This is a genomic window from Clostridioides sp. LIBA-6822 (assembly GCF_056688955.1).
The window spans coordinates 837,839-861,115 of sequence record NZ_CP196995.1 but is presented as its reverse complement, the minus strand read 5'-3'; the positions used below and the strand labels follow the sequence as shown (position 1 = coordinate 861,115).

Sequence of the window (23,277 nt, the reverse complement as noted above, 5' to 3'; positions counted from 1 at the left end):
TTTATTTCCTCCTGTATATGTAAAATTCTCTATTGTACTTTAATTAGCACACATTTTTTTGGTATCGTTTTCCCAATTCATAGCTCTTTTTACTGCTTGATTCCATCCAATTAGTATCTCTTCTCTTTTTTGATTAGTCATATTTGGGATATATTTTTTACTTACTGTAAATTCACTTCTAATTTCATCAATACTATTCCAAACACCACAAGAAAGACCTGCCATATACCCTACCCCAAGCACTGTTGTTTCAGGATTTTCTGCAATTTCAATTGGTATATCTAATATGTCAGCTTGAAACTGCATTGTAAAGTTATTTTTAGTAATTCCACCATCCACTCTCAACATTTTTATATCTTTACCTGAAGCTAAATTCATAGAATCAACAACATCTTTAACTTGAAGTGCAACAGATTCAAGAGTTGCCCTTACTATATGCTCTTTTTTAGTACTTCCGGTTATCCCAACCATTGTACCTCTAGCATATTGGTCCCAATAAGGTGCTGCTATCCCTGCAAATGCTGGTACAAAATACACACCACCAGTACTTGATATGGAGTTTGCCATATCATCAGTTTCCGAATAATTTTTTATAACTCCAATTCCATCTCTAAGCCATTGTATTGCAGCACCTGCTATATACACACCTCCATCATAAGCATAAGTAACTTTATCTCCTATCTTCCAAGCAACAGTTGTCAATATACCATTACCTGCTATATTTAGCTCCTCACCTATGTTCATATATAAGAAACAACCTGTACCATAAGTATTTTTGACCATCCCTGGTTCAAAACATCCATTACCAAACAAGGCTGCTGGTTGGTCAACCATTGAGGCAGTGATTTTTATAGAAACACCACAAAATGCCTCTTTATCTGTAGTTCCAAAATCACCACTAGTAGGCATTATATCTGCTAAAATACTTCTAGGTATTCCTATAATATCAAGTAACTCTCTATCCCAATCCATATCTCTTATATTAAAAAGCATCGTTCTTGCTGCTGTGGATACATCTGTTAAAAAGGATTTTCCTCCTGTCATTTTCCAAATTAACCAACTATCTAATGTTCCTGCAAGCACTTCTCCATTTTTTATTTTTTCCTTTACACCTTTTACATTATCTATTACCCATTTAATTTTTGTACCTGAGAAATACGGGTCTATAATTAATCCAGTCTTATCTATTATTTTATTTTCTAGACCTGGCACCCTCTTTAAATTTTCCACATAATCGTAAGTTCTCCTGCACTGCCATACAATAGCATTGTAAAGTGGCATCCCTGTATTTTTATCCCATAGCATTACTGTTTCACCTTGATTATCTATACCAATTCCTTTTATATCACTTTCATTAATTCCACTTTCAAAAGCTTGTTGTAATACATTATTACTTACAGTTTTTGTATTATTCCAAATTTCTATAGGGTCATGTTCGACGTATCCAGATTGCGGATATATTTGAGTATGTTCCATATAATCACTAAAAACAAACTCTGATTTTTCATTTATTAATACTGCTCTTGTTCCTGTTGTTCCTTGGTCAATTGCTAATACATATTTCACTTTAAACGTCCCCCTTTATTTTCAGAATTAATTAATTCTTCTTTATTTTTTGAATATAAAATCTATTCAAGTTATTTATATTTTATATCATTCTGTGGATTTATACAATATTTATTACGATATTTTTTGTTTTTTTTAATTTAAATGATTTTAAAAGTATTTTAATTAAAATATTATTGCAATATTTACTATTTTATTCTATAATCTAGTTAAAATAACACATAATATCATAATATTTACACATAAACAGTCATCACAAATTTTAAATTAAACTTTAAGGAGGATTTACAATGAAAAAAACATATCTATTTAGTCCTGGACCAGTAATGGTTACAGATAGGGTTAGAAACGCACTTCTTCACTATGATATATGCCATAGAGGAGATGAGTTTATGGATTTATTCAAGGATACTCAACAGAAAATCAATAAACTATATAATGCAACTTCTGATTATTACTCATTAGTCGTATCTGGCTCTGGGACATCTGTAAATGAATGTGTACTGTCTTCTATATTCGATAAAGAAGATGCAGCTTTATTAGTTAGTAATGGTGTTTTTGGAGAAAGGCTAGAAGAAATATTATCTGCTTATAATGTAAAAACATACAAGCCCAATTTTGAATGGGCAGAATATCCAGACTTAGACATTTTAGAAAAATATATAATTGAAAATCCTGATATAAAAGTAATTGCTATAGTATTTCATGAAACTAGCTCAGGAATGATAAATCCAATACCTGAACTAGGAAAACTTGCTAAAAAGTATAATAAAATATTCTTTGTAGATGCAATAAGTGCCTCTGCTGGAGAATATATTGATGTGGATGAGTTTGATATAGATATAATAACTGGTGTTGGTGGTAAAGCTCTTGGTGCATTCCCAGGCTCTGCATATCTTTGTGCTAAAGAAAACATTTTACAAAATATTAAAGAAAATCAATGTAAAAATGTGTACCTTAGTCTTTATAAACACTACAAACTTGCAAAATCGTCCTCTCAAACACCAAATACACCTAATGTCACTTTAATATTTGCTCTTAATGAAGCTTTAACTGAGTTTTTAGAAGATGACAATAAAATAGAAAGATATAGAGAATGTTCTGCTATTTTAAGAAATGGAATGGAAGAACTAGGTCTAACATTTTTACTTCCAGATAAGTATATGTCTAATACGGTTACCTCTGTGTTTTTGCCTAAAGAAATAGATATAAATGAGTTTATATTGGATTTAGAAAGGGAAAATGGTTATGTAGTATATCCTGGAAAGGGCAAATTCTTAGATGCTAATATCTTCCAAGTTGCAAACATGGGAGAAATATATCCAGAAGATTGTTACAAATTTTTAGATGTCTTAAAATCAAAACTAGAAATTAAAAAAGCTATGTAAATATTTATAAAATTGACTTATATTACTGTTTAGAATTATTGCAAAATCCTGTTTTATCATAATAGAAAAATTTATTTCAGCATGGAGTAAACATTTAATACCCTTTCTTTCTAATATTCTTTAATCTTTATTGATTAAATTCTGTAGAATATTAGTATAAATTAAATAGACTGACTTTTTAAAATATTCATTTAATAAATTAGATTTTATATTTTCTATAAGGGTGAACTCTAAATATATAAAGTTCACCCTCATATTAAATTTTATATTGATGCAATTTTTTATATTTAATTATTTTATATTTTTAATACAATCATTTTTAGATTTAGTTATCTTACATTTTTAATACAATCATTTTAGATTTGGTTATTTTATATTTTTAATACAATCATTTTTAGATTTAGTTATCTTATGTTTTTAATACAATTGTTTTAGATTTGGTTATTTTACATTTTAATACAATTATTTTTAGATTTAGTTATCTTATGTTTTTAATACAATTGTTTTAGATTTAGTCATCCTATATTTTTGATACAACTTTTTACATTTAATTATTTTATATTTTAATACAATCGGGTTTACATTTAGTATTATTTTTCAAGCTCATCAAAGTAATTATATACAACAACTTCACCTGTTTCTTTATCTGTTGTCTTTATAATCCCTTTAGCTCCATTTACTTCTTCTTTTGTAAATTCATCATCTAACACAACTTTAAATTTATCTTCCTTCCCATATCCTTGTTGGAATTCTTCTCTTAAAATTGCATTTTTTTCTTCTTTTGGCTTCAATTCAAATTCAATTCCAGATTTCATCTCATCGAAATAATTTAAGATTACAACTTCATTATTCACCTTATTAGTTGTCTTTATAATCCCCTTTGCTCCATTCACTTCTTCTTTTGTAAATTCATCATCTAATGTTATATTGAATTTGTCTTCGTTTCCATACTCCTCTTGAAAATCTCTTTTCATCTCATTGTATTTAGTTTCAAATTCCTTGCTCTCATTTAATTCCATAGCTGATACATTTGTCAATGATACTCCTATCATCATAATTGTTAATGCTGAGACTACACCAGTTTTAAATTTTTTTACTTTCATATCTTACCTCCTAAATTAAATATTCTCAATGCAATTATATAAATAAAATCCTAAGTTTTACAGTTTCATTCTTGTAACTAAAATTACTGTTATGTAACCAAACTTTTCATTTCAACTATTCCTTAAAAATCGCTTTTTTGAGGAATAGTTGAATTTAAATAATAATATTTTTATACTTATTAATAGCTTTAAAATCAAACTAAGCAAATAATTTTTTGATAAAATAAAAGTTTTTAGATACTTCAATCCTACTTATTTACCTAAAGTCTTATAATAAACAAATTAAAAATTTCTCCCTTTTCTAGCAATAGCCTATTTATTTTTACTATACAAAGTAACTCAAAAATATCAAGAGTATTTTTCTTAATATTCAAAAAATATATACCCCATATTCGTATATATATTTAAATATTAAAAAAAAGTTTTAAATAAAGTTATATTTTTTACAACAGTTTTGTAATTAAAAACATATTGAAGATAAAATTAAATGTACTATATACTATAAATATGTCGACACAATAAATTTAAAAAGGAGAGATATAAGTGAAAAAAAAATTATCAATAGTAATATTATCCATTGCTTTAGTGTTATCAAGTATACTTACTATCTTTGCATATTCAGCTGTTAAAAATAATAAATTAATATACTCTAATATGATAGATAAAAAAATTCAAAATGATGTAAAAAAAGTCTTAGAAAAAAATAAGGTTGATAAAAAAGATGTAGATGCATTTATTAAAGCAATTAATAGTTATAACAAACAGCAAGTTAAAATACTGCAAAATAATATAAGTTTATCTAAATCTGGATATTCTTCAACGAACGCAAAACAAGTTCCATATGACCTAGAAAAATTACAAGATAATTGGATGAAAAAATTTCCTGATTATATGGATGTAAATTGTAGAATAACAGCCTTTAGACTTTTTAAAGATTTTATAAATTCAAACAAGAAATTTACTGGAGATTCCATTGATTTAAGTATAGATTTAGATACTATATCAAACAATAAAGATGCTAAATTTAGCCCCAAAGATGTAGAGAAATTTATCAACTTTTTTTCTGCAATACCGGCTAAAGATACAAATGATATAAATAAAAATGCAGAACAAATAAAAAAGGAATGGAAAAAGAGAAAGATATCTTTTAAAGATAATAAAAATATGTTCATTATAAGTGGTTTTCTTCGTTATCCAGAAACTAAAAATGTATTTATAGGTCATACAGGTATATGTATTAAGACTGACAAGGATATTTTATTTATAGAAAAGTATGGAGTTACATCGCCTTATCAAATTACCAAATTTAAAAGTAAAAAAGATGTGAAAAATTATATGTTTAATAGATTGAAAATGGCAGAAGGTGAAGGAGAATTACTTGACCCGATAATAATGGAAAATGATAAACTTATGAAGTAATCGCTTTAAGCACAAAATAAGCTTTCTAAGTTTTAAATTAATACAAGAGCATACAAATAAAATATATTAGTTTTAAATTCTATTATTGTTTTAAATTAACCAAATTTACAAAAGACTGTAGATAAATTTATTTTATACAAACTTATCTACAGTCTTTTATGTGAACATATCTAAAAAATATTATAGTTGTCTATTTCCTCTGCACAGTGAGAATCTGAGCCTAAAACTAGTGGAATGTCATATTCTTTTACTAATTTTAATAAGTATCCATCTATATAAGGTTCTTTACAATACTCTTTTCTATTACCAGATACATTGTAGTCAAGTTCATAACCTTTTTCTTTGACTAACTTTATTAACTTTTCAAGAATTTTATTTCCTTTATAATCATATGGAAATGCCTGATTGAACTTTCTAACTAAATTTAAATGACCTATTCTTCTTGGCTTATGTATTCCTAAGTCTGAATTTACAGCTTTTATCAAAGTTTCATAATACTTATTATAAACAGCTTCAATACTACCTAGCTTATCAATTAAATTTTGAAACTCTTCCACACTGTAATCTACACAGTAATAAGCATCCTCAATCTTAATTATATGTACTGACAAAAGAGAATCTTCTAATTCATCTCCATATTTATCTAAGTTTTGCTTTATTCCCTCTTCATAACCTTCTATAAAGTCTACTTCTGACCCCACATTTATCTTAATTTTACCCTTATATTTTTCCTTCAGTCTCTTAACATCATTGAGATACTTTGGTAAGTCTTCAATACTCATACAACTATCATTTTCAGGAGCAGGGTCTTTAAATCCATCTGCATATGGAAAATGCTCTGTAAATGTCATTTCTGTTATGCCAACATCAATTGCTCTTTGTATGTATTTTTCAAAATCATCCTTACTTCCATGAGGACAATAAGGTGAATGTATATGACCGTCTTTCATAAATAGTTCATCCCCTTCTTTAAATAAAAAATTTAATATAAACATATAAATTCTTTAAACTCTAAAATAAAATCTTTTAACCATACTAAACTTTATTATATCTAATATTAAAGTAATTTTAAACAGTCTTAATGCTATCTTAACATTAGTACTATCTTTTAATAGTAATACTCCAATATGTCAATACTAAGTATCACATAACCCAATTTTATAATAAAATTTACTCATTAAAGTATATTACATACCTCCTAGAAATTTCAATAATTAAATATCAAAAACATAAAAATCGCTTATATCAAACATATAAGCGATTAATTATATTACATATGTTTTTTAGCCTCTAATAACATCTTATTAGCCTCTTCCATACACTCTATAGCTTTTTCGATACTCTTTGCTGTCTCTTCTTTTCCAATAGCTCTAGCTTTTTCAACCCACTCTCTAAATCCTTCTTCATGAGTTTCATTGTGATTTATCCAGTGTACTAAAAGTATTTTTAAAGTTTTTTCATCTTTAGACTCTGATGATTCCTCATGGCTATGTTCGTGGTCATGGTCATGAGCATGGTCATGCGGATGTTCATGACACATATCTCCATGAGTATGTTCGTGGCAGTGGTCATGGTCATGATTACCATGATGATATCTTACAATCTCTTTATCAAAAATCATTAGTTATTCCCCCTGTTATTTTATATTAAATTCTTTTTTTATAAGATTTACAGAATCTTTTACAAGTAGTGCTAATGGTTTACCTTCTAATCCAACTAATTCTATATTTTCTGGCATAATAGGTAACAGTATCTTTAGTGCCTCACTGTCTGAAATAGCTTCACTTATATTACAAGTAACTTCTCCCATCATAGAATTAGGTATTATTACAGAAATAGGTGCAACTACTATATTTGCTTTTTTGGCTGACACTACTATAGCATTTTCCCCTGTAGCTCCTTTATTAGCATGAGCCTTCATCATAGAACTAGTTGCTATAGAATTAGTCCCTAGTGCATAAATTTCTACATATGTAGGTAATTCTTCTCTCAAAGAAGAAACTATCTGGGCTCCAATACCTCCACCCATTCCATCTATCACTGCTATTATCATATGAAATTCCCCTATTAATTAATTTTCTTGTATTATTATCTTATGGTCCATCAATCTTATTTCTTTAATTATCCCATCTATTATCTTTTGCTCTCCTAGTAAATCAGTTAAATAAATCTTTCCATCACAAGGGTCTATATTAACCACATTTTCCATAACCTTTTCTAACTCATTATTACTTTTACAAATGAAAGCTGATGATTCACACATATAAATCTCCTCCTAATATGATTTTTATTAAAAATCAAAAAAAGATTCCCTTAGGTATTTCAATACACCAAAGAAATCTTCATGATTTCAATTTTCGTATATTATTATACTTTAAGTATAGCACTTTAATTTACATAAAGTCAATTAAAGTTAACGCTTTTTATTGTACTCTTCATTCTTATATTTTTCATATAATTCTTTAGCTAATTGCTTCTCATAATCAGTCAAATCGCCTTCTACAAACTCAACATTAAATTGGTCAGCTAATCCTTTTACTATATTTTCTTGCAGAATATCTATGTCTATTTTTTTGCCAAGTTCATTTTCTATTCCACTAGCCTTCTTAGCTGTAAATTTCATAGCCCTTTCCTTAAATTCTGGTGTTTTAGTTTTTATTAATTCAAATAATTTTTCTACATCGAAATTCAATATTATTGAACCATGTTGCAATAAAACTCCATCTTTTCTGCTTTGAGCACTCCCAATAACCTTCTTATTATTAATAGTAACTTCATATGATGCATGTGCATTAAAACATGCAGCTGATAGATTTTCCCTACTTATTCTTTCACCTCTATTTAAATTATCTGTTTCTACTCCACTTAAATTTAATCCTTTAACTAGACCTTCACTTATATATCTATAAGATAGATTAATACTCTTGTCAATCAAAGGATTCTCTTCTCCTATAATTATACTATAAGTTAGCTCATTATCATGTAATACAGCTCTTCCCCCTGTAATTCTTCGAGTATAATCTATATTCATGCATCTACATTTATCCAAATCTATCTCATCTTCCAATTTCTGAAAATATCCTATACTTAAACAAGCTGGCTCCCATGTATAAAATCTAAGTGTCGGCTTATTGTGTCCTTTCTTATATGCAGTAAATATAGCTTCATCAATTGCCATATTCATTGCACCATCATATGATTTATTATGTATAACTCTCCACTGATTCATGATTATTACGCCCCCATCTTTAGTATAAATATATCCTAGAAATCATTTATAAATTTATTTCTCTTATAGCTAAATCTATCTCACTTTGATTTAAAGGTCTTGAATAGTTGTATATAGTACTTCCTGGTCTTTCATTATAATATGGTCTATTACAATCCTTACATCCTCTTATTTCAAAAGGATATCCTTTATTTATGTCTTTTATAATATCCTTATCAAGTTTTATACTATCTAAATATCCATTTTTAAATTCAAAACATTCTTTTAAATAACCTTTATTTATCATATAAGACATTAATTGTACCCTTCTATAACTTTCAATCTTTGGTTGACTTATTTTTTCCATTTTAGTTCCTCTAACTGGAGTAAATGCAAATAAGCTAATCGTTATATTATTTTCCTTTAAATGATTATATAAGTTATATATATCCTCATGACTCTCACCCATACCAACTATTATATGAGTACTTATTTTATTAGGATATGATTTTGACATCTCAGTTATAAATTTTAACTTTTCATCATAATTATTTCCTTTTATTTTTTCATACAATTCTTTATTTGCTACGTCTATAGCTATTCCTATTTTATCTACTCCTGCTGAAAAAAACTTATTTATTTCTTCATCACTCTCTAATTTTGCAGATAATGAAATCGGCATATCTATTTTACCATTTATATAATTTATAAAATCTAAAACAGACTTATGTGCTTCTTCACTTGCCATTGATTGAATACATATTCTCTTTATATTTTTCCCTTTATAAATTCTTAAAGCATCCAATATTTCTTCTTTAGAAAACTCTGGCCAAACTACTCTCGATAACTTATCTTTTCTAGTACTACTTTCTATTGATTGAGAACAAAAACTACATTTGTTTATACATTTTTCTCCAATCATTATATATGCTGTAGTAGGAGGTATATCGCTTTTTTTGTTTAATATTCCAAGTTCTATTGCTGTCCCAGATGATAGTCTAATCATAAAACGCAACACTCCTTACACTCAGTTATTGTCATATTCATTTCTATAGCCTTACTCTTAGCAGACTTTGATGGTAATACTATTCTATTGATTCCACACATTATAGATAGCTGGTCTAGCTCTTTTCTATACGTTCCTCTTGGTCTCATACAGCCTAGATTAATTTCAGTATATGGTAAATTAATTCTAGCTTCACATAAGATATCTGCTACTCCTTCTAGCTCAGGTGGTTCTACATTCTCATACTCAGTTCCTTTTGTTGGAATAAGTACTATAAATGTAAGTTTATTAGGAGGATTTTTTTGTAGGTATTCTATAATTTCATATTCACCCTTTATTTGTCCTCCCTTTAAACCAATACATATATGTGGTGCTACTTCTGTATTTTCTCTTATTGTATTATAAACTTCGATATAATCGTCTTTACTTTTTTCCATCTTATAAACTTCTCTTATTGTTTCTTTATCAAATACTAAATCAAAAGAAACTATATCTAAATACTTACACAACTCTATAATGCTATCTCTATCCATAAGCCCTAAATGAGCATTCAATCTATATCCTTGTTTTTTTAAGTCTTTAATAGTCTTGATATGTGTATTTATTGGAACATCTCCCTCATAGCTACAACCACCACTTAATAAAAAACTAGTTATATTTCTTGACTGTACTTTTTCTTTATAATTCTCGATTGGCACCATATTGTTTAAGTAGTGACCATTACAATGAGCACACTTTAAACTACATTTATTACTTGTAGTACTAAGTGCTAGTGTCTGATTAGGATAAGCAAATTCTATTTTATTCCCAAAATTATTTAGTCTAACATCAAAAGCCATTTTCATTTTTTCAGATAAATTTTTATTCATAATTTATTCCTTTTAAGTTATGTTTTACTCTTCAAGTAATCTTTTTGCTGTTGGGAACTGCTCTATATTTGTATGTGGTAAGAAGCATGCAGATATAAATTCATCCATATAACTTGGATATACACTAAGTTCAACATAAGTCATCTGATTACCTATTTCTTCAAGCTTATTTTTTGCATCTTTACTTATAAGAGCTAAGTAAGAACCCACAAGAGAACTATTTCCAATATAAGTGAATTTTTCTCTCTCAATATCAGGAAGTAATCCTATAATTATTGAATTTTCTATGTCTAAGTTATTTCCTATACCTCCTGCTATATAAACTCTATCTAATATGCTAAAGTCCATACCTAAGCTATCTACAAGAGTATATGCACCTGAATATATAGCTCCTTTAGCTCTGATGAAGTTATCTATATCAACTTCATTGACTACTATATCATTTTCTAAATCAAATTCTTCTTTAAATGCTAATACATATTCTCCTATCTCATGCTCATTAAATCTAACTCTCTTATTATCTAAATCTCTGTATATCTTACCTCTTCTATCTATTACACCTTTAGTAATCATTTGGCAAATTAAATCAATTATACCAGAACCACATATACCAACTGGAGCACATTCATCAATAATCTTTAAAGTTGGCTCTAAAGTTTCTTTATCAATAGTTACTTTTTCTATTGCTCCTGCTGATGCTCTCATTCCACAGCTTATACCTCCACCTTCAAAGGCAGGTCCTGCTGAACATGCACAACTCATCATATAATCTTGATTACCAAATACTATCTCTCCATTAGTTCCTAAATCTATAAATAAAACATTTTCTTCACTTGACCATATACCTGCTGATAGTACACCTGCTGTTATATCTCCTCCTACATAACTTGCAACAGATGGAGCTAAGTACACATATGCACTATCATTTACGAAAAGACCTACATTTTCGCCCATAAGTTTTGGAGATTTTAAAAATGGAGGTATGTAAGGCTCTTGTCTTAAGAAGTCTGTATACACACCTAAGAATAAGCTTGTCATGGTTGTATTTCCAGCAGCTACTAATGTAACTACATCCTCTTTATTTATGCCATTTCTTTCGTATATTGTTTTCAATAGAGGATTTATAGTTTCTTCAACTATAGCTTTATTAAGTGTTTCTAATCCATTTTTCTTAGTTGAATATATGATTCTATTTATAACATCTGCTCCGTATTTTATCTGTGCATTTCCAGAAGATGCTTTGTCTACTACTTCTTTTGAATATAAGTCAACTAGGCATACAACTACTGAAGTTGTACCAATATCTATTGCAACTCCATACAATGAATTTTCTTTGTTGCCTTCTTCTATATTTATAATTGTAAGCTTCTTTTGTTTTTGGACGTATGTTATTGTAACTTTAAAATCGCTCTTTCTAAATACTGTTGGCATCTTTCTAAGTATATCTAGTCTAAAATCTATTTCATTATATCCTAGATTATTTCTAACGTATCTCTCTAATCTATCTACATCACTTATATTATCATCTAGGTTTGGCTCTTCCATTTCTATGTATTTCTTTTTTATATTTGTTTTAAATTGAAGATTATGCTCTTCAATTATCTTTTTAGCTCTTTCAAATATTTCTCTATCTTCTTTTTTATTACTACCTTCTATCTTCATACCATGCATAGAAGATGATAGTTTAGAAGGAACTTCAATTTCTATATCTGAGACTACTTTTGTACAACAAGCTAATATATAACCTTGCTCCCACTCGTCATCCGTTATATGTCTTGTTTTTTCTGTGTCAACTTTCCCGTTCAATAATTTTACCTTACATTTACCACAGGATACATTTCCATTACAAGGAGCATCTATAAATACATCTGCATTTCTTGCAACTTCTAATAATACGTCCCCTTCATTGCAATAAACTTCTTTATTGTTTGGTGTAAAAGTTACTTTTATCATACTATCCCTCCCAATTTGTTCTATATATTATAAAAGGAAAGTATAGCTAAATTTGCGTGCACTCAAATTTTACTATACTTTCCCCAATTATAATAATATACTAATCTTTAATTATTCTAATCCAGCCTCGTATTCTTTATCACTTAATAACGTATCAAGTTCAGCAACATCAGCTAGTTTTACTTTTAATATCCAGTTTTCGTATGGGTCTTCATTTATACATTCTGGCTCATCTTCTAATTTTTCATTAACTTCTAATACCTCACCATTAACAGGAGATATTAAATCAGAAGCTACTTTAGAAGATTCAACTACTCCAAAATCTACTCCCTTAGTTACAGTATCTTCTACTTCTGGTGTTTCAACAAATAATATTTCTCCTAATTGATCTTGAGCATAATCTGTTATACCTATATATACAACATCTCCATCAATTACTTTCACCCACTCATGATCTTTAGAGTATTTTAATTCTGGTAATAATTTCATTTCGATAGACCCCCAATATTATATTATTGATTAAATTATTTAAATCATATTAATATTATATCACACTATTTTAAATTTTCCATCAATTACATTACACTTTCCATAGCTAATGCTGGATGACCTTTTTCTTCTAAGAAAGCTAATACGCCTTCAGAATCGTCAGCTATAGTTTCATCACAAACCATATCACAGAAGTTTTCTATTCCAGTCATTTCTTTAACTGTAGCATTTAATTTATCAGCTACGTAATCTTTTAATTCTTTTGGCATCCAAACTATTCTTTCTGGTCCACCTTCTGCATAAGCAAACTTTTTAGAAGATATGAAATGTCTTCCATGTCCCATGAATCCTGGAGTTTGAACTCCTCCACCTGTCATAGAAGCAAGTTCTCCGAAAGTCATACCAACTGGAGTAACACTTGGGAACTCTCTATTAACTACAACAAATCCGTTTGCTTCTGGCATTATACCACAGATACACTCGAAGCATCCACAAGAAGTCATAGGGTCTTCTAATATAGAGTATAGTGTAACAGCTTCAACTGCACCTTGAGATATTTGGTTTACAGTTTCATTTACTGAATTCCATACACCTGTTCTATCGTCTAAGCACTCGCCTTTTTCTATTGGTTGACAAGGACCTGTTGGGTCTAGTTCTTTAGTAGCCTTAGCATCTAACCAGCTAACTGCTCCACAAAGACCAAGTCTTTCAGGAGTAACAACACAAACGTGAGCTGGTGCAAATGATTGACATAAGTTACAAGAATAGAAAGTATCAACACTTTCATCAACTAGTGAAGCTAATCTTTCATCTCTAGCATTGTACTTAGCTATTGCTTCACCTTTTAATTCAGAAACTTTTTCAGCATCTGTAATTATAGTTATTTCACACTTATCAACTACTGATTCAAATTCATCTAACATCTTAGCATATAAAACTTCTCCTATATGCTCAAGTCTAAATCCTTTATCAAATGCATCTTTAGAGATTCTTACCCAAGCCATATCTCTTTGTCCAACGTGCATTACACCTTCTATATAGTTTAAGAAGTAGTGGAAACGTCTTTCAAGTACTGGCTCGAAATCATCTTGCATGTTTTTACCAGCTATCTTAACTATTACAGCAAGTGGTAATCTCAATACACCATCTGCTTCAACTTCATCTATATTTGGTCCTATTATTTCTATCTTATGGTCTTCAACTTCTGCTGCTTCTTTCTTAACAACAAGTTCCCAAGCTTCAGTTCTATTTCCACCAAACTCAGCAAACATATCGCTCTTTCTAATTCTCTCACCTTCAAATGCTGCTGCAAATGAAACTGGGATAGGTATTTCAGTAACTTTTATTTTTATTCCTCTAGCTTCTAATGAAGTAGCTACTATCTTATCATAATCTTTTTGAGTTAATAAGTTCATTGGAACTTCAAGAACTGTTTGGTCAGTTACAACTGGGAATCCTAAAGCTATTGCTCCAGCACCTGCAGATACAACTAATTCACTTAATGGTCCAAATGCATTAACAAATGCAGGAACTCTATTAGCTGTGTACTCTAATAATCCGTTTAAATCACCAGGAGTTAATCCACCGAATATTAATGCTGCTCTTACTGCAACAGATACAACGTGGATAACAGAAGTTACATCGTATCCTAGAGGTATAACTCTTAGTTCAAGACCCATTTTTACTCCAGCTTCTATCGCTTGGTCTATAACTTTACCAACTAAGAAAGTTAATAAACCTTTAGATTGGTAATCTTTTATAACTTTTGCTGCTGATTCAGCATCAGGACATTCACCAAGAACAACTGCAACACCAGGTATATCTCCTGTAACTAGTGGTACACCAAGTGATCTGATTATAGGGTCAGTTATATGACCTGCACATGGCTCACTATATGGAGCATCCATAGTTGAGTATTTTAATGCTTCAATTACTTCTGCAGCTAAAGCTGTAGCTAAACCAGCATTAAAAGCATGTTCTAATAAATGAGTTCTGTTTATTAAAGATTTTACTACTTCTAAAGCAGCTTCTAAGTCCCCTAAAGTGTTCATTTTTTGTCCTGTTGCAGCATATATACAAGGTAATGAATATGCTGTATCAGGGAATGCAACTTTATGTTCTTTTCCATTTTTTTCTATAGCTTCAGCTAGCATAGCTTGAGCTGCACCTAAAGCTTGTTCTGACCCTGTAAAGATTATATTATATAGATTCATTCTATTTCCCCCTTTAATATTTATACCTATTTTTTATTAACTATACCCTAAAAACCCTAGAAAGCAAATCCACCTTCATTTAACTCTAAGAAAGAGTCTGCATATAAAGATGCCCCATTGATTATGTCACAAGATTTTACAGTTTTCATTAATTCTGGGTCACATGGATTCATTATAGCTGAACTAAATCCATTGGCCATTGCCATTGCTAAGAATGCACTATCTAAAACAGGTCTAACATGTTTAGGACATCCATTAGATACGTTAGATAATCCTCCTGTAGTTAAAAGTCCCATTTCAGTCATCATTTTTATAGCTTCTAAAACTTCTACTTGTTTTTCTTGCATACCTTTTATAACTAAGCATAATGGGTCGAATAGTATATCAGTTGGTTCCATTCCTAACATTAAGCCTTTTTCTAATATTTCTTGGCAGTAAGCCATACGCTCATCATTATCTCTTGGGATACCTTCTTTTGCACATAAGCCTATAACCATTGATTCATATTCAGCTGCTATATCTATTAAATCAAATCTTGAACCAGCATCAGCAGAGTTTATTATTGGTTTTGCATTAGTTCTATCATAAACTTTAAGTCCAGCTTCAATAGCTTTTTTATTAGCTGTATCTAGTGCTATAGGAACATTGTTAAACTCAGATTGAAGTAATTTGATTCCCCATGTCATTATTTCTTCGCCATCTCTTTCAGCAGGTCCGATATTGAAATCTATATAATGTGCTCCTGCTTCTAATTGTTCTTTCGCTCTTTTTAATATTGGAGCTGGATCTCTTTCTGCTAATGCCTTTCTTATTGAAGGTGAGATACAGTGTATTCTTTCACCTATAATCATAAATTTTTCCATTTATAATGTCCCCCTTTAAATTTAATATTAATAGTTAGTTAATATTTTATTAGTTTGTTTGGCATGCTTTTTCTTGGTATCCTTTTAAGAACTTAGGTAATTCCATAGATTCTTCTGGTCCTATAACTACACTCCATCCTGGTAAATTGTCTTCTATATCACCTTTAAGTACTGCAACTTTTCCTGGAATGATAAGGTCTTTACAATTAGTTACTTCTTCTACTTTACTTTCTTTAATGAAAGCAGAGATTGAATTTCCACCAAATTTACCAGCAGCCCAAGATGTAAGAACTGAATATCCACCTGCATCTGGTATTACTAACCATACTGGAACTTTTGATCTTTCTATGTCTCCAGCAACTATGAAGTAAGTTAATGCAAAGTCAACAGTAACTAATACTGGAGAATTTTCATCTGGGTTATTGATTGGGTAAATCTTTGGTTCAACTCTCATTGGTCTTTGTGGGTCAGTGTATATATTTTGTCTTAATGCAAATAATGGTAATGCCTTAGCGTAACTGATATCATCTATTACTATTATAGAACCGTATTTTATAGTAAACATTGATGATAAAGCAATTTCCATCATAGGGTTAGAATTAGATAATCTATTTGCAAATACTATTGAAGGATATCCAAATGTTCTATCTTGCTCTTTTAAAGCTATTCTTCTAACTTGTATAGCATTAGTGTAAGTATCTTTTATGTTTTCTCCAGTTACATCTAATACTAATTCTTTGTATCCAGCAGCTTGAACTAATTCAACTGTTTCATATAATTCTTCTAGGCTACCAGCTTTTACACCTAATGGTAAACTTGCTCCTTTAACTACTTCTATCATATCTTTGTAGTTCTCTTTAGTTGCTCCATATACCATTGGTCTAGCATCTTTTAATACTTCAACAGCTTCTTTAACTGCTTGTGCATCATCACAAGCTAAAATGTAAGCTACTTCTAATCCACTGCCTTTTATTTTATCTATTAATTTTAAATATGCGTCTTTGTCTCCACAGTACTCTAAAACAACCATTTCAACTTTCATTTGTTCACCAATTCTTACATAGTCAACTTTTTTCATGTTAGCTATTTTAGAATCTACTGCTTCATCACTCATACAAGTACAGAATGAAACTGCATATCTATTTCTACTTACTAATGTTTTTTCATGTCTAAATAATACTGTTTCCCCACCTAGTTCATATTCAGAGGCACCAGTACCAACTTTTAAAGCTTTCATTAAAGGTGCTGTAGCTTCTGACAATTTCGCTATAGCGTCATCAGACATGTGTGGGCATTTTCCTACTTCTACAGCTCCTGAAGCAACCTTCATAGAGAAAGCCATACAAGTTGGGAATCCACAATCCTTACAGTTTTTCTTTGGTGTTAATTTAAATATATCTAAAGCTTTTAATGCCATTATTTTTTCCCCCTAACCTTAACAATTTAATTAAGCTAATGCGTTAACCAATTCTTTTATAGTTTCTATTGATTTTGGATGACGAAGTATAACTGCGTTTGAACCACCTACTAAAACACTTGCTGCAGTTGAAACTTCCATTGCTATAGTTCTTTCCTCTGGACAACCCCAATCTGGCTCATCTTCTATTGGAGCTATAGCTTCTTTAACATGACCTACTTCAAAAGCTACTGGTGTTATGATAGGCATTTGTAATGTCTTATCATTTTGACCAAATGCTGCAAGTCTAATTCTATCCATAGTAGATGCAACATACTCATATCCATAACCAACTGCTGAACATCCAACATTCATAACTATATTTTCGCCTTTAACGCCTAATTGAGTTAACAGTACGTTTAATTGTTTAGCTAGGTTTATATCAACAGAAGACTCAGCTCCAACTTTGTGTGCATAAGCCATACCAGCTGATGCTCCAACTCCTTTGTAGTTATCTTCTACTGCTGACATAAATAAGCAGTTATGTCCATCTAATGTTTGAGCTAACTTTTCAAACAATTTACCATCTTTTTCATGATTTCCTGAACCAGCTACAACTAAAGGTAATTCTATTGCTTCAACTACTGCTTTAGCTACATCAGCACATTCATCAACTGACTTATCTAATCCATTTGGGTCAGAACCATCAAATTTTAAACAAATAAAATCTGCTTGTGTATTAGCTTCAACATATTTAGCCCATTCTACTGGACAATTAGCTACATCTTTGTATAACTCTTTATATGAATCAGTCCAGCTTTCAGGGTAAACGTCTGATATTTGTATACCTATTTTTGGAGAATTCCCTACTTCTCCATCAAAACTATAAAAAGGTAATACATTTTCCCCACCTAATTTAATTGCTTTTTCCCCTATTCCTACTTCAACTTCTGATATTTTTCCAGAATATTTTTGAGTAGACATTTTAAATGCCATATTTTTTTCCCCCTTAAACCTATTTTAATTCTAATTTAGCAAAAATCTCTTTCATAGCCACTTTAGATTTTGAATCTTCAGGTAAATTAACTAAAGGAATACCTGTAGAGTCATATTCATATATCAATTCATCCATAGGTACAACACCGATTAACTCTAGGTTATGCTTTTCAATTTCTTCTTTAACTCCATCATTCATAACCCCATTTGGAACTTTATTTACAATTAGAAGTATTCTTCCAACATTTAACTTTAGTTCCTCAGCTAAATCTCTTATTCTAGCAACAGCTTGTATGCTACGTCTTGAGCAATCACTAACCAATAAAAGTGTGTCAACATGTCTAGTGACTTTTCTACTTAGATGTTCCATACCAGCTTCGTTGTCCATGACTAAGTATTTGTAATGACCAGATATTTTGTTTACTTGTTCTCTAAGTATTCCATTTACAAAACAATAACATCCTTCACCTTCTGATCTACCCATTACTAATAAGTCATATCCTTCGCCTTCTTCAATTATAGAGTTCAATCTAAATTGTAGATATTGTGCTTTTGTCATACCACCAGGGAATGCATTGCCTAACTTTTCTCTCTGATTTACTTCTTCTCTTATTTCTCCTATCGTTGCTTCAACTTCGATACCTAATACTTCATTTATATTAGCATTGGCATCAGCATCTACAACTAATACTGGTCCCTTATTGTCCTTAACCAAATAATCAATCAAAAGCCCTGTGAGACTTGTTTTACCAGTTCCACCTTTTCCTGCAACAGCTATATTGTATCCCATTTTAAGACTTCCCCCTTAAATCAGCCACAGAGCCTTATGTACTCTGTTTACGTATTATAATTTAGGTACAGAATGAACACATTCACCATGTACATCGTGAAGAGCTTCCATTAGTCCTTCTGATAAACTTGGATGTGGATGTATTGCATCCCCTACTTGTTCTACTGTTAATCCTAGATGAACAGCTAGTGACAACTCTGTTAATAAATCTGTAGCATGAGGTCCTACTACTGCTGCACCTATTATTTTATCTGTTTCTTTATCAGCTATAATCTTTACAAATCCTTGGAAATGTCCTATAGCTTGTGCTTTTCCAAGACCTCTAAAGTCAAATTGACCTACATTGTATTCTACACCTTCAGCTTCAAGTTGTTTTTCAGTTTTTCCAACACCAGCAACTTCAGGCTCTGTATAAACACATCTTGGAATTGCTCTGTAATCTACTACCTTAGTCTTACCTAAAGCATTTTCAACTGCTACGATACCTTCTTTAGAAGCAACATGTGCTAAGAAAGGAGTATCTATTATATCGCCTATTGCGTATATACCTTCTACATTAGTTTCAAGATGCTCATTAACTACTACTTTTCCTCTTTCCATTTCAATTCCTATATCTTCTACTCCAGAATTATCAAGGTTAGGTCTTCTACCAACACATACTAGTGCATATTGTGCTTCTATAACCTTTCCATTAGAAAGAGTTGCAACAGCTTTACCATCAACTACTTCACAAGTTTGTACTCCAATACCTGTGATAACTTTAATCTTATCTTTCTTAAATTGTCTAAGTAGTTGTTTAGCTACATCTTTATCTTCATTTAATAGTATTTGGTCAACCATCTCAACTATAGTTACTTCTGTTCCTAAGGCTCTAAAGAACTGCCCTATCTCACATCCTATAACTCCACCACCTACTATTAACATAGACTCAGGTATCTCTTCAAGTCCAAGAACTTCATCACTAGTTATTACTATTTTTCCATCATATGGGAACATTCTTGGTACAACTGGAACAGAACCATTTGCTAGTATTATCTTGTCAGCTTTTATAGTTTCTACTGTTCCATCTTCTTTTGTTACTTCTATAGTATTCTTATCAATCAATTTTCCAAAACCATTAACTAGTTTCACGCCTCTTTTTTCAAATAGGAATTCTATCCCACTTATTAATTGATTTACAACTTTATTTTTTCTTTCCATTATGGCAGTGAAGTTTGGTGTAACTGTTCCATCTATTTCTATACCAAAATCTTTTGCTTCTCTTACAGTGTTTAATACTCCAGAAGAAGCAAGAAGTGCTTTAGTTGGTATACATCCTGCATTTAAGCAAGTTCCTCCAACTCTTCTTTTTTCAATAACTGTTACCTCTGCACCAAGCATAGAAGCTTTTATAGCTGCTACATATCCACCTGGTCCACCACCTACTACTACTATCTTCATCCTTAATTCCCCCAAACCTTATATAATCTACAATATTAAAATACTATAAACCTGCGGCATCTAGTATAGCAGGTATGTTCTCTTCTGCCCCAATTGCCATTATATGAACACCATCACATAAATCTTCTTCTTTTAATTGTTTGATAAGTTCTCCTGCCATTTTTATTCCTTCGCTTACCCAGTTTTCTTTTCCAACTGCTCTTAATCTTTCGATTTGTTCATCTGGAACAAATATTCCTGGTACATTTGCAGTCATAAATTTGGCCATTCCTGGTGATTTCAAAGGTACTATCCCTGCTAATACCTTGCAATCCATATCCCTTGTTAATTCTCTAAACTTTCTCATTGTATTTATGTCATAAAGTGCTTGAGTTTGGAAAAATTTAGCCCCCGCTTTTATTTTCTTTTGCATTTTTAATAATTGAACTTCTATTGGAGAATATTCTGGAGTTACTGATGCTCCTAGATAAAAATCTGGAGAACCTTTTAATTTATTACCAGCCATGTCCGTACCTGCCATTAAAGTCTCAGCAGTTTGAAGTATCCCAACAGAATCTAAATCAAAGACTCCTTTAGCTTGTGGATGGTCTCCTACGCTAGTATGGTCTCCTGTTAGTGCCAACAGATTGTTTATCCCAAATACACCTGCTGACAACATTTCTCCTTGTATAGCTATCCTATTTCTATCTCTCCCTGTTATTTGAATAACTGGCTCTAATCCAGCATCTTTTAGTAATTTACATGTAGCAAGAGAAGTTGCTCTCATAACTGCTGATTGAAAGTCTGTTACATTTGCTGCATGAACCCTTCCAACTAATGGCTTTGCACATTCTATTAAATGTGAAAGGTCAGTCCCTTTTGGAGGAGCCATCTCAGTAGTAACTGCAAATTTTCCACTTTCTAATGTTTCTCTTAATAAGCTCATCTCTAATCCCCCTTTTAACCTTCTAAAAAAAACTTTTATGAATTTGCTGCTGCTTCTTTCTTTTTCTTTGCACTTAAACTTCTTGGATTATTTTGCTTAGAGTAGTCTTTTGGTGGTCTTATTTCTGCTAAGTTGCCTAATTGTCCTATAGCTTCTAATCTTTCATATATCTTTATCCAAGCACAATCATTCTCTGCATTTACTTCACACTTACCATTTTTAGCTCCACCACAAGCTCCATTCATAAGACCTTTAGCACACATAGTTACTGGACATATCCCACCTGTCCAACCAAGTTCACAGTCTCCACAAGCTTTACAAGCTTCTTCATATTCTCCAACCCTTTGTACTTCCCCTATGAACAAAGTATTGTTTGCTGGATAAACTGGCTTATCTTTTAGGTTCTTAACTATTGTCTGTGTACCATCTCCACATGCTAAAGATAAAACTGCATCAGCTTCTTTAGTCTCCTCTTTTAGAGCCTTTAAATCCTTTTTAGACTTTAAAAGGTTACAAGCAGGGTCAAGCATTACATATCCTAAGATTTTTTTGCCTTCGCCTTCAAGAGTTTCTTTCATTTTTAAAACTTCTTCTTCTCCACCACTTTTACAAGTTGCTGCACATTGATTACAACCAACTAAAACTAGCTTGTCAAAATTCTTTAAGTACCCTAGTACTTCTTCTAATGGTTTATTTTCAGAAATTATCATATCTACTTCCCCCCTAAACCTTCCACTTATATATATCTATTTATTATTTTGTAATTTACAAGCTTTAACTACATGTTTTGCAAGTATAGATGTTGTAACTGAACCAACCCCCGCTGGAACTGGAGTTATCATTGATACTTTATCTAAAACTGCATTTGTATCAACATCTCCACATAAATTTCCTTCTTCATCAACATTTATACCAACGTCTATAACTACTGCCCCATCTTTAACAAAAGTTTCATCAACCATCTTAGCTCTACCAATAGCTGCTATTAATACATCCGCGTCTGCTGCTACACCTGATAAATTTTTAGTCTTTGAGTGACATATTGTAACAGTTGCATGTTCACTTAATAAAAGCATTGATACTGGCTTCCCAACAACCATTGATCTTCCAAGAACTGTTACCTTACTTCCTTTTAAATCAACATTATAATGTTTTAATATTTCCACTACTGCTGTAGGAGTACATGGTGGGAATCCACTCTTATCACCTTCCATGACTTTAGCAGAGTTTATTGGACTAAAACAGTCTACATCTTTTTCTGGTGCAATAACATATTTTATAACTTCTTCATTTAAGTGTTTTGGAAGAGGTCTAAAACATAATATACCATTAACATTTTTGTCATCATTAACTCTCTTTAATACATCAATGTATTCTTCTTGAGTTATATCTTCAGCTAATTCTAACACTTCTGTTGTTATACCAATGTTTTGACATCTTTTTAGTGCGCCTCTTTCGTATGACAAATCGTCACTTCTTGCTCCAACTCTAACTATTGTTAGTTTAGGACTTATACCTTCTTTAACTAATAACTCAACTTCTTTTATTAACTCTTCACTAATTTTATCAGCTACAGGTTTTCCTTTTATAATTTGTCCTTTAGTTGACATTCCTTCCATATATTCACAACTCCCCTACAAGCAAACTTAAATT

The 23,277-nt window shown here is 30.8% G+C and carries 22 protein-coding genes; 2 read left to right on the top strand and 20 right to left on the bottom strand.

The features are described from left to right. Window positions 1–39: 39 nt before the first annotated feature. Window positions 40–1,566 carry a glycerol kinase GlpK gene (gene glpK, locus ACTG48_RS04305; protein WP_021383544.1) on the bottom strand — a complete coding sequence of 509 codons (1,527 nt, stop codon included), beginning with the start codon at window positions 1,564–1,566 and terminating at the stop codon, window positions 40–42. A 290-nt stretch (window positions 1,567–1,856) separates the two neighbouring features. Between glpK and ACTG48_RS04300 the strand changes: the two genes are divergently transcribed. Continuing rightward, the gene (locus ACTG48_RS04300; RefSeq protein ID WP_479918223.1) at window positions 1,857–2,954 is read left to right on the top strand and encodes a pyridoxal-phosphate-dependent aminotransferase family protein; all 1,098 of its coding nucleotides are present in this window, start codon (window positions 1,857–1,859) and stop codon (window positions 2,952–2,954) included. A 590-nt stretch (window positions 2,955–3,544) separates the two neighbouring features. Here ACTG48_RS04300 and ACTG48_RS04295 read toward each other — a convergent pair. After that, window positions 3,545–4,057, bottom strand: coding sequence for a hypothetical protein (locus tag ACTG48_RS04295; protein WP_021383548.1), 513 nt, complete (start codon window positions 4,055–4,057; stop codon window positions 3,545–3,547). A gap of 543 nt (window positions 4,058–4,600) precedes the next feature. On the opposite strand from ACTG48_RS04295, the gene ACTG48_RS04290 reads away from it, so the two are divergent. Continuing rightward, a complete protein-coding gene (locus tag ACTG48_RS04290) occupies window positions 4,601–5,476 on the top strand; it encodes a DUF4300 family protein (RefSeq protein ID WP_479918222.1) in 876 nt (291 codons plus the stop codon). Between the two features lie 170 nt (window positions 5,477–5,646). Here ACTG48_RS04290 and hisJ read toward each other — a convergent pair whose 3' ends face one another. The 18 genes from hisJ to ACTG48_RS04200 form a co-directional block, all read right to left on the bottom strand. Beyond that, entirely contained in the window at window positions 5,647–6,426 is a 780-nt protein-coding gene (hisJ, locus tag ACTG48_RS04285) for a histidinol-phosphatase HisJ (protein WP_479918221.1), read from the bottom strand. 320 nt (window positions 6,427–6,746) lie between these two features. After that, entirely contained in the window at window positions 6,747–7,097 is a 351-nt protein-coding gene (locus ACTG48_RS04280) for a DUF8180 domain-containing protein (RefSeq protein WP_021383461.1), read from the bottom strand. Window positions 7,098–7,112: 15 nt separating this feature from the next. Next, window positions 7,113–7,529, bottom strand: coding sequence for a DUF3842 family protein (locus ACTG48_RS04275; protein WP_021383528.1), 417 nt, complete (start codon window positions 7,527–7,529; stop codon window positions 7,113–7,115). 18 nt (window positions 7,530–7,547) lie between these two features. Further along, window positions 7,548–7,739, bottom strand: a complete 192-nt coding sequence (locus ACTG48_RS04270; RefSeq protein WP_003418375.1) for a CooT family nickel-binding protein — start codon at window positions 7,737–7,739, stop codon at window positions 7,548–7,550. Between the two features lie 150 nt (window positions 7,740–7,889). Then, the gene (locus ACTG48_RS04265) at window positions 7,890–8,705 is read right to left on the bottom strand and encodes a lipoate--protein ligase family protein (protein ID WP_479918220.1); all 816 of its coding nucleotides are present in this window, start codon (window positions 8,703–8,705) and stop codon (window positions 7,890–7,892) included. A gap of 46 nt (window positions 8,706–8,751) precedes the next feature. Continuing rightward, the gene (lipS2, locus tag ACTG48_RS04260) at window positions 8,752–9,690 is read right to left on the bottom strand and encodes a LipS2 family lipoyl synthase (protein WP_479918219.1); all 939 of its coding nucleotides are present in this window, start codon (window positions 9,688–9,690) and stop codon (window positions 8,752–8,754) included. After that, window positions 9,687–10,559, bottom strand: a complete 873-nt coding sequence (gene lipS1, locus ACTG48_RS04255; RefSeq protein WP_021383447.1) for a LipS1 family lipoyl synthase — start codon at window positions 10,557–10,559, stop codon at window positions 9,687–9,689. The genes lipS2 and lipS1 overlap by 4 nt, the downstream gene beginning before the upstream one ends. Window positions 10,560–10,583: 24 nt before the next feature. Then, window positions 10,584–12,512, bottom strand: a complete 1,929-nt coding sequence (gene acsV / locus ACTG48_RS04250) for a corrinoid activation/regeneration protein AcsV (protein WP_021383466.1) — start codon at window positions 12,510–12,512, stop codon at window positions 10,584–10,586. A 111-nt stretch (window positions 12,513–12,623) separates the two neighbouring features. Further along, window positions 12,624–13,001, bottom strand: a complete 378-nt coding sequence (gcvH, locus tag ACTG48_RS04245) for a glycine cleavage system protein GcvH (RefSeq protein WP_003418363.1) — start codon at window positions 12,999–13,001, stop codon at window positions 12,624–12,626. A gap of 86 nt (window positions 13,002–13,087) precedes the next feature. Continuing rightward, window positions 13,088–15,214, bottom strand: coding sequence for an acetyl-CoA decarbonylase/synthase complex subunit alpha/beta (acsB, locus tag ACTG48_RS04240; protein WP_021383474.1), 2,127 nt, complete (start codon window positions 15,212–15,214; stop codon window positions 13,088–13,090). Between the two features lie 56 nt (window positions 15,215–15,270). Next, the gene (gene acsE / locus ACTG48_RS04235; RefSeq protein WP_021383485.1) at window positions 15,271–16,077 is read right to left on the bottom strand and encodes a carbon monoxide dehydrogenase/acetyl-CoA synthase methytransferase subunit; all 807 of its coding nucleotides are present in this window, start codon (window positions 16,075–16,077) and stop codon (window positions 15,271–15,273) included. 49 nt (window positions 16,078–16,126) lie between these two features. Beyond that, window positions 16,127–17,494 carry an acetyl-CoA decarbonylase/synthase complex subunit gamma gene (gene acsC / locus ACTG48_RS04230; protein WP_021383529.1) on the bottom strand — a complete coding sequence of 456 codons (1,368 nt, stop codon included), beginning with the start codon at window positions 17,492–17,494 and terminating at the stop codon, window positions 16,127–16,129. A 30-nt stretch (window positions 17,495–17,524) separates the two neighbouring features. Then, window positions 17,525–18,469, bottom strand: coding sequence for an acetyl-CoA decarbonylase/synthase complex subunit delta (gene acsD, locus ACTG48_RS04225; RefSeq protein WP_021383503.1), 945 nt, complete (start codon window positions 18,467–18,469; stop codon window positions 17,525–17,527). A 19-nt stretch (window positions 18,470–18,488) separates the two neighbouring features. Continuing rightward, a complete protein-coding gene (locus ACTG48_RS04220; RefSeq protein WP_021383511.1) occupies window positions 18,489–19,259 on the bottom strand; it encodes a carbon monoxide dehydrogenase accessory protein CooC in 771 nt (256 codons plus the stop codon). Between the two features lie 54 nt (window positions 19,260–19,313). Beyond that, complete coding sequence (gene lpdA, locus ACTG48_RS04215) at window positions 19,314–20,699, bottom strand: dihydrolipoyl dehydrogenase (RefSeq protein WP_021383534.1); 1,386 nt, start codon at window positions 20,697–20,699, stop codon at window positions 19,314–19,316. A gap of 43 nt (window positions 20,700–20,742) precedes the next feature. Then, a complete protein-coding gene (locus ACTG48_RS04210) occupies window positions 20,743–21,624 on the bottom strand; it encodes a methylenetetrahydrofolate reductase (protein WP_021383473.1) in 882 nt (293 codons plus the stop codon). Window positions 21,625–21,659: 35 nt separating this feature from the next. Beyond that, on the bottom strand, window positions 21,660–22,334 hold the full coding sequence (locus tag ACTG48_RS04205) for a methylenetetrahydrofolate reductase C-terminal domain-containing protein (RefSeq protein ID WP_021383443.1): 675 nt from the start codon (window positions 22,332–22,334) through the stop codon (window positions 21,660–21,662). A gap of 36 nt (window positions 22,335–22,370) precedes the next feature. After that, complete coding sequence (locus tag ACTG48_RS04200; RefSeq protein ID WP_021383453.1) at window positions 22,371–23,243, bottom strand: bifunctional 5,10-methylenetetrahydrofolate dehydrogenase/5,10-methenyltetrahydrofolate cyclohydrolase; 873 nt, start codon at window positions 23,241–23,243, stop codon at window positions 22,371–22,373. Between the last annotated feature and the right edge of the window lie 34 nt (window positions 23,244–23,277).

Excerpts from the sequence above, each read along its gene's own strand:
- acsB (WP_021383474.1), bottom strand. The coding sequence starts at position 15,214 with ATGAATCTATATAATATAATCTTTACAGGGTCAGAACAAGCTTTAGGT.
- ACTG48_RS04200 (WP_021383453.1), bottom strand. The coding sequence starts at position 23,243 with ATGGAAGGAATGTCAACTAAAGGACAAATTATAAAAGGAAAACCTGTA.
- lipS1 (WP_021383447.1), bottom strand. The coding sequence starts at position 10,559 with ATGAATAAAAATTTATCTGAAAAAATGAAAATGGCTTTTGATGTTAGA.
- ACTG48_RS04220 (WP_021383511.1), bottom strand. The coding sequence starts at position 19,259 with ATGGGATACAATATAGCTGTTGCAGGAAAAGGTGGAACTGGTAAAACA.
- lipS2 (WP_479918219.1), bottom strand. The coding sequence starts at position 9,690 with ATGATTAGACTATCATCTGGGACAGCAATAGAACTTGGAATATTAAAC.
- ACTG48_RS04205 (WP_021383443.1), bottom strand. The coding sequence starts at position 22,334 with ATGATAATTTCTGAAAATAAACCATTAGAAGAAGTACTAGGGTACTTA.
- ACTG48_RS04280 (WP_021383461.1), bottom strand. The coding sequence starts at position 7,097 with ATGATTTTTGATAAAGAGATTGTAAGATATCATCATGGTAATCATGAC.
- acsV (WP_021383466.1), bottom strand. The coding sequence starts at position 12,512 with ATGATAAAAGTAACTTTTACACCAAACAATAAAGAAGTTTATTGCAAT.
- ACTG48_RS04275 (WP_021383528.1), bottom strand. The coding sequence starts at position 7,529 with ATGATAATAGCAGTGATAGATGGAATGGGTGGAGGTATTGGAGCCCAG.
- ACTG48_RS04300 (WP_479918223.1), top strand. The coding sequence starts at position 1,857 with ATGAAAAAAACATATCTATTTAGTCCTGGACCAGTAATGGTTACAGAT.
- lpdA (WP_021383534.1), bottom strand. The coding sequence starts at position 20,699 with ATGAAGATAGTAGTAGTAGGTGGTGGACCAGGTGGATATGTAGCAGCT.
- gcvH (WP_003418363.1), bottom strand. The coding sequence starts at position 13,001 with ATGAAATTATTACCAGAATTAAAATACTCTAAAGATCATGAGTGGGTG.
- acsD (WP_021383503.1), bottom strand. The coding sequence starts at position 18,469 with ATGGCATTTAAAATGTCTACTCAAAAATATTCTGGAAAAATATCAGAA.
- ACTG48_RS04265 (WP_479918220.1), bottom strand. The coding sequence starts at position 8,705 with ATGAATCAGTGGAGAGTTATACATAATAAATCATATGATGGTGCAATG.
- acsE (WP_021383485.1), bottom strand. The coding sequence starts at position 16,077 with ATGGAAAAATTTATGATTATAGGTGAAAGAATACACTGTATCTCACCT.
- ACTG48_RS04270 (WP_003418375.1), bottom strand. The coding sequence starts at position 7,739 with ATGTGTGAATCATCAGCTTTCATTTGTAAAAGTAATAATGAGTTAGAA.
- ACTG48_RS04295 (WP_021383548.1), bottom strand. The coding sequence starts at position 4,057 with ATGAAAGTAAAAAAATTTAAAACTGGTGTAGTCTCAGCATTAACAATT.
- acsC (WP_021383529.1), bottom strand. The coding sequence starts at position 17,494 with ATGGCATTAAAAGCTTTAGATATATTTAAATTAACACCAAAGAAAAAC.
- hisJ (WP_479918221.1), bottom strand. The coding sequence starts at position 6,426 with ATGAAAGACGGTCATATACATTCACCTTATTGTCCTCATGGAAGTAAG.
- ACTG48_RS04210 (WP_021383473.1), bottom strand. The coding sequence starts at position 21,624 with ATGAGCTTATTAAGAGAAACATTAGAAAGTGGAAAATTTGCAGTTACT.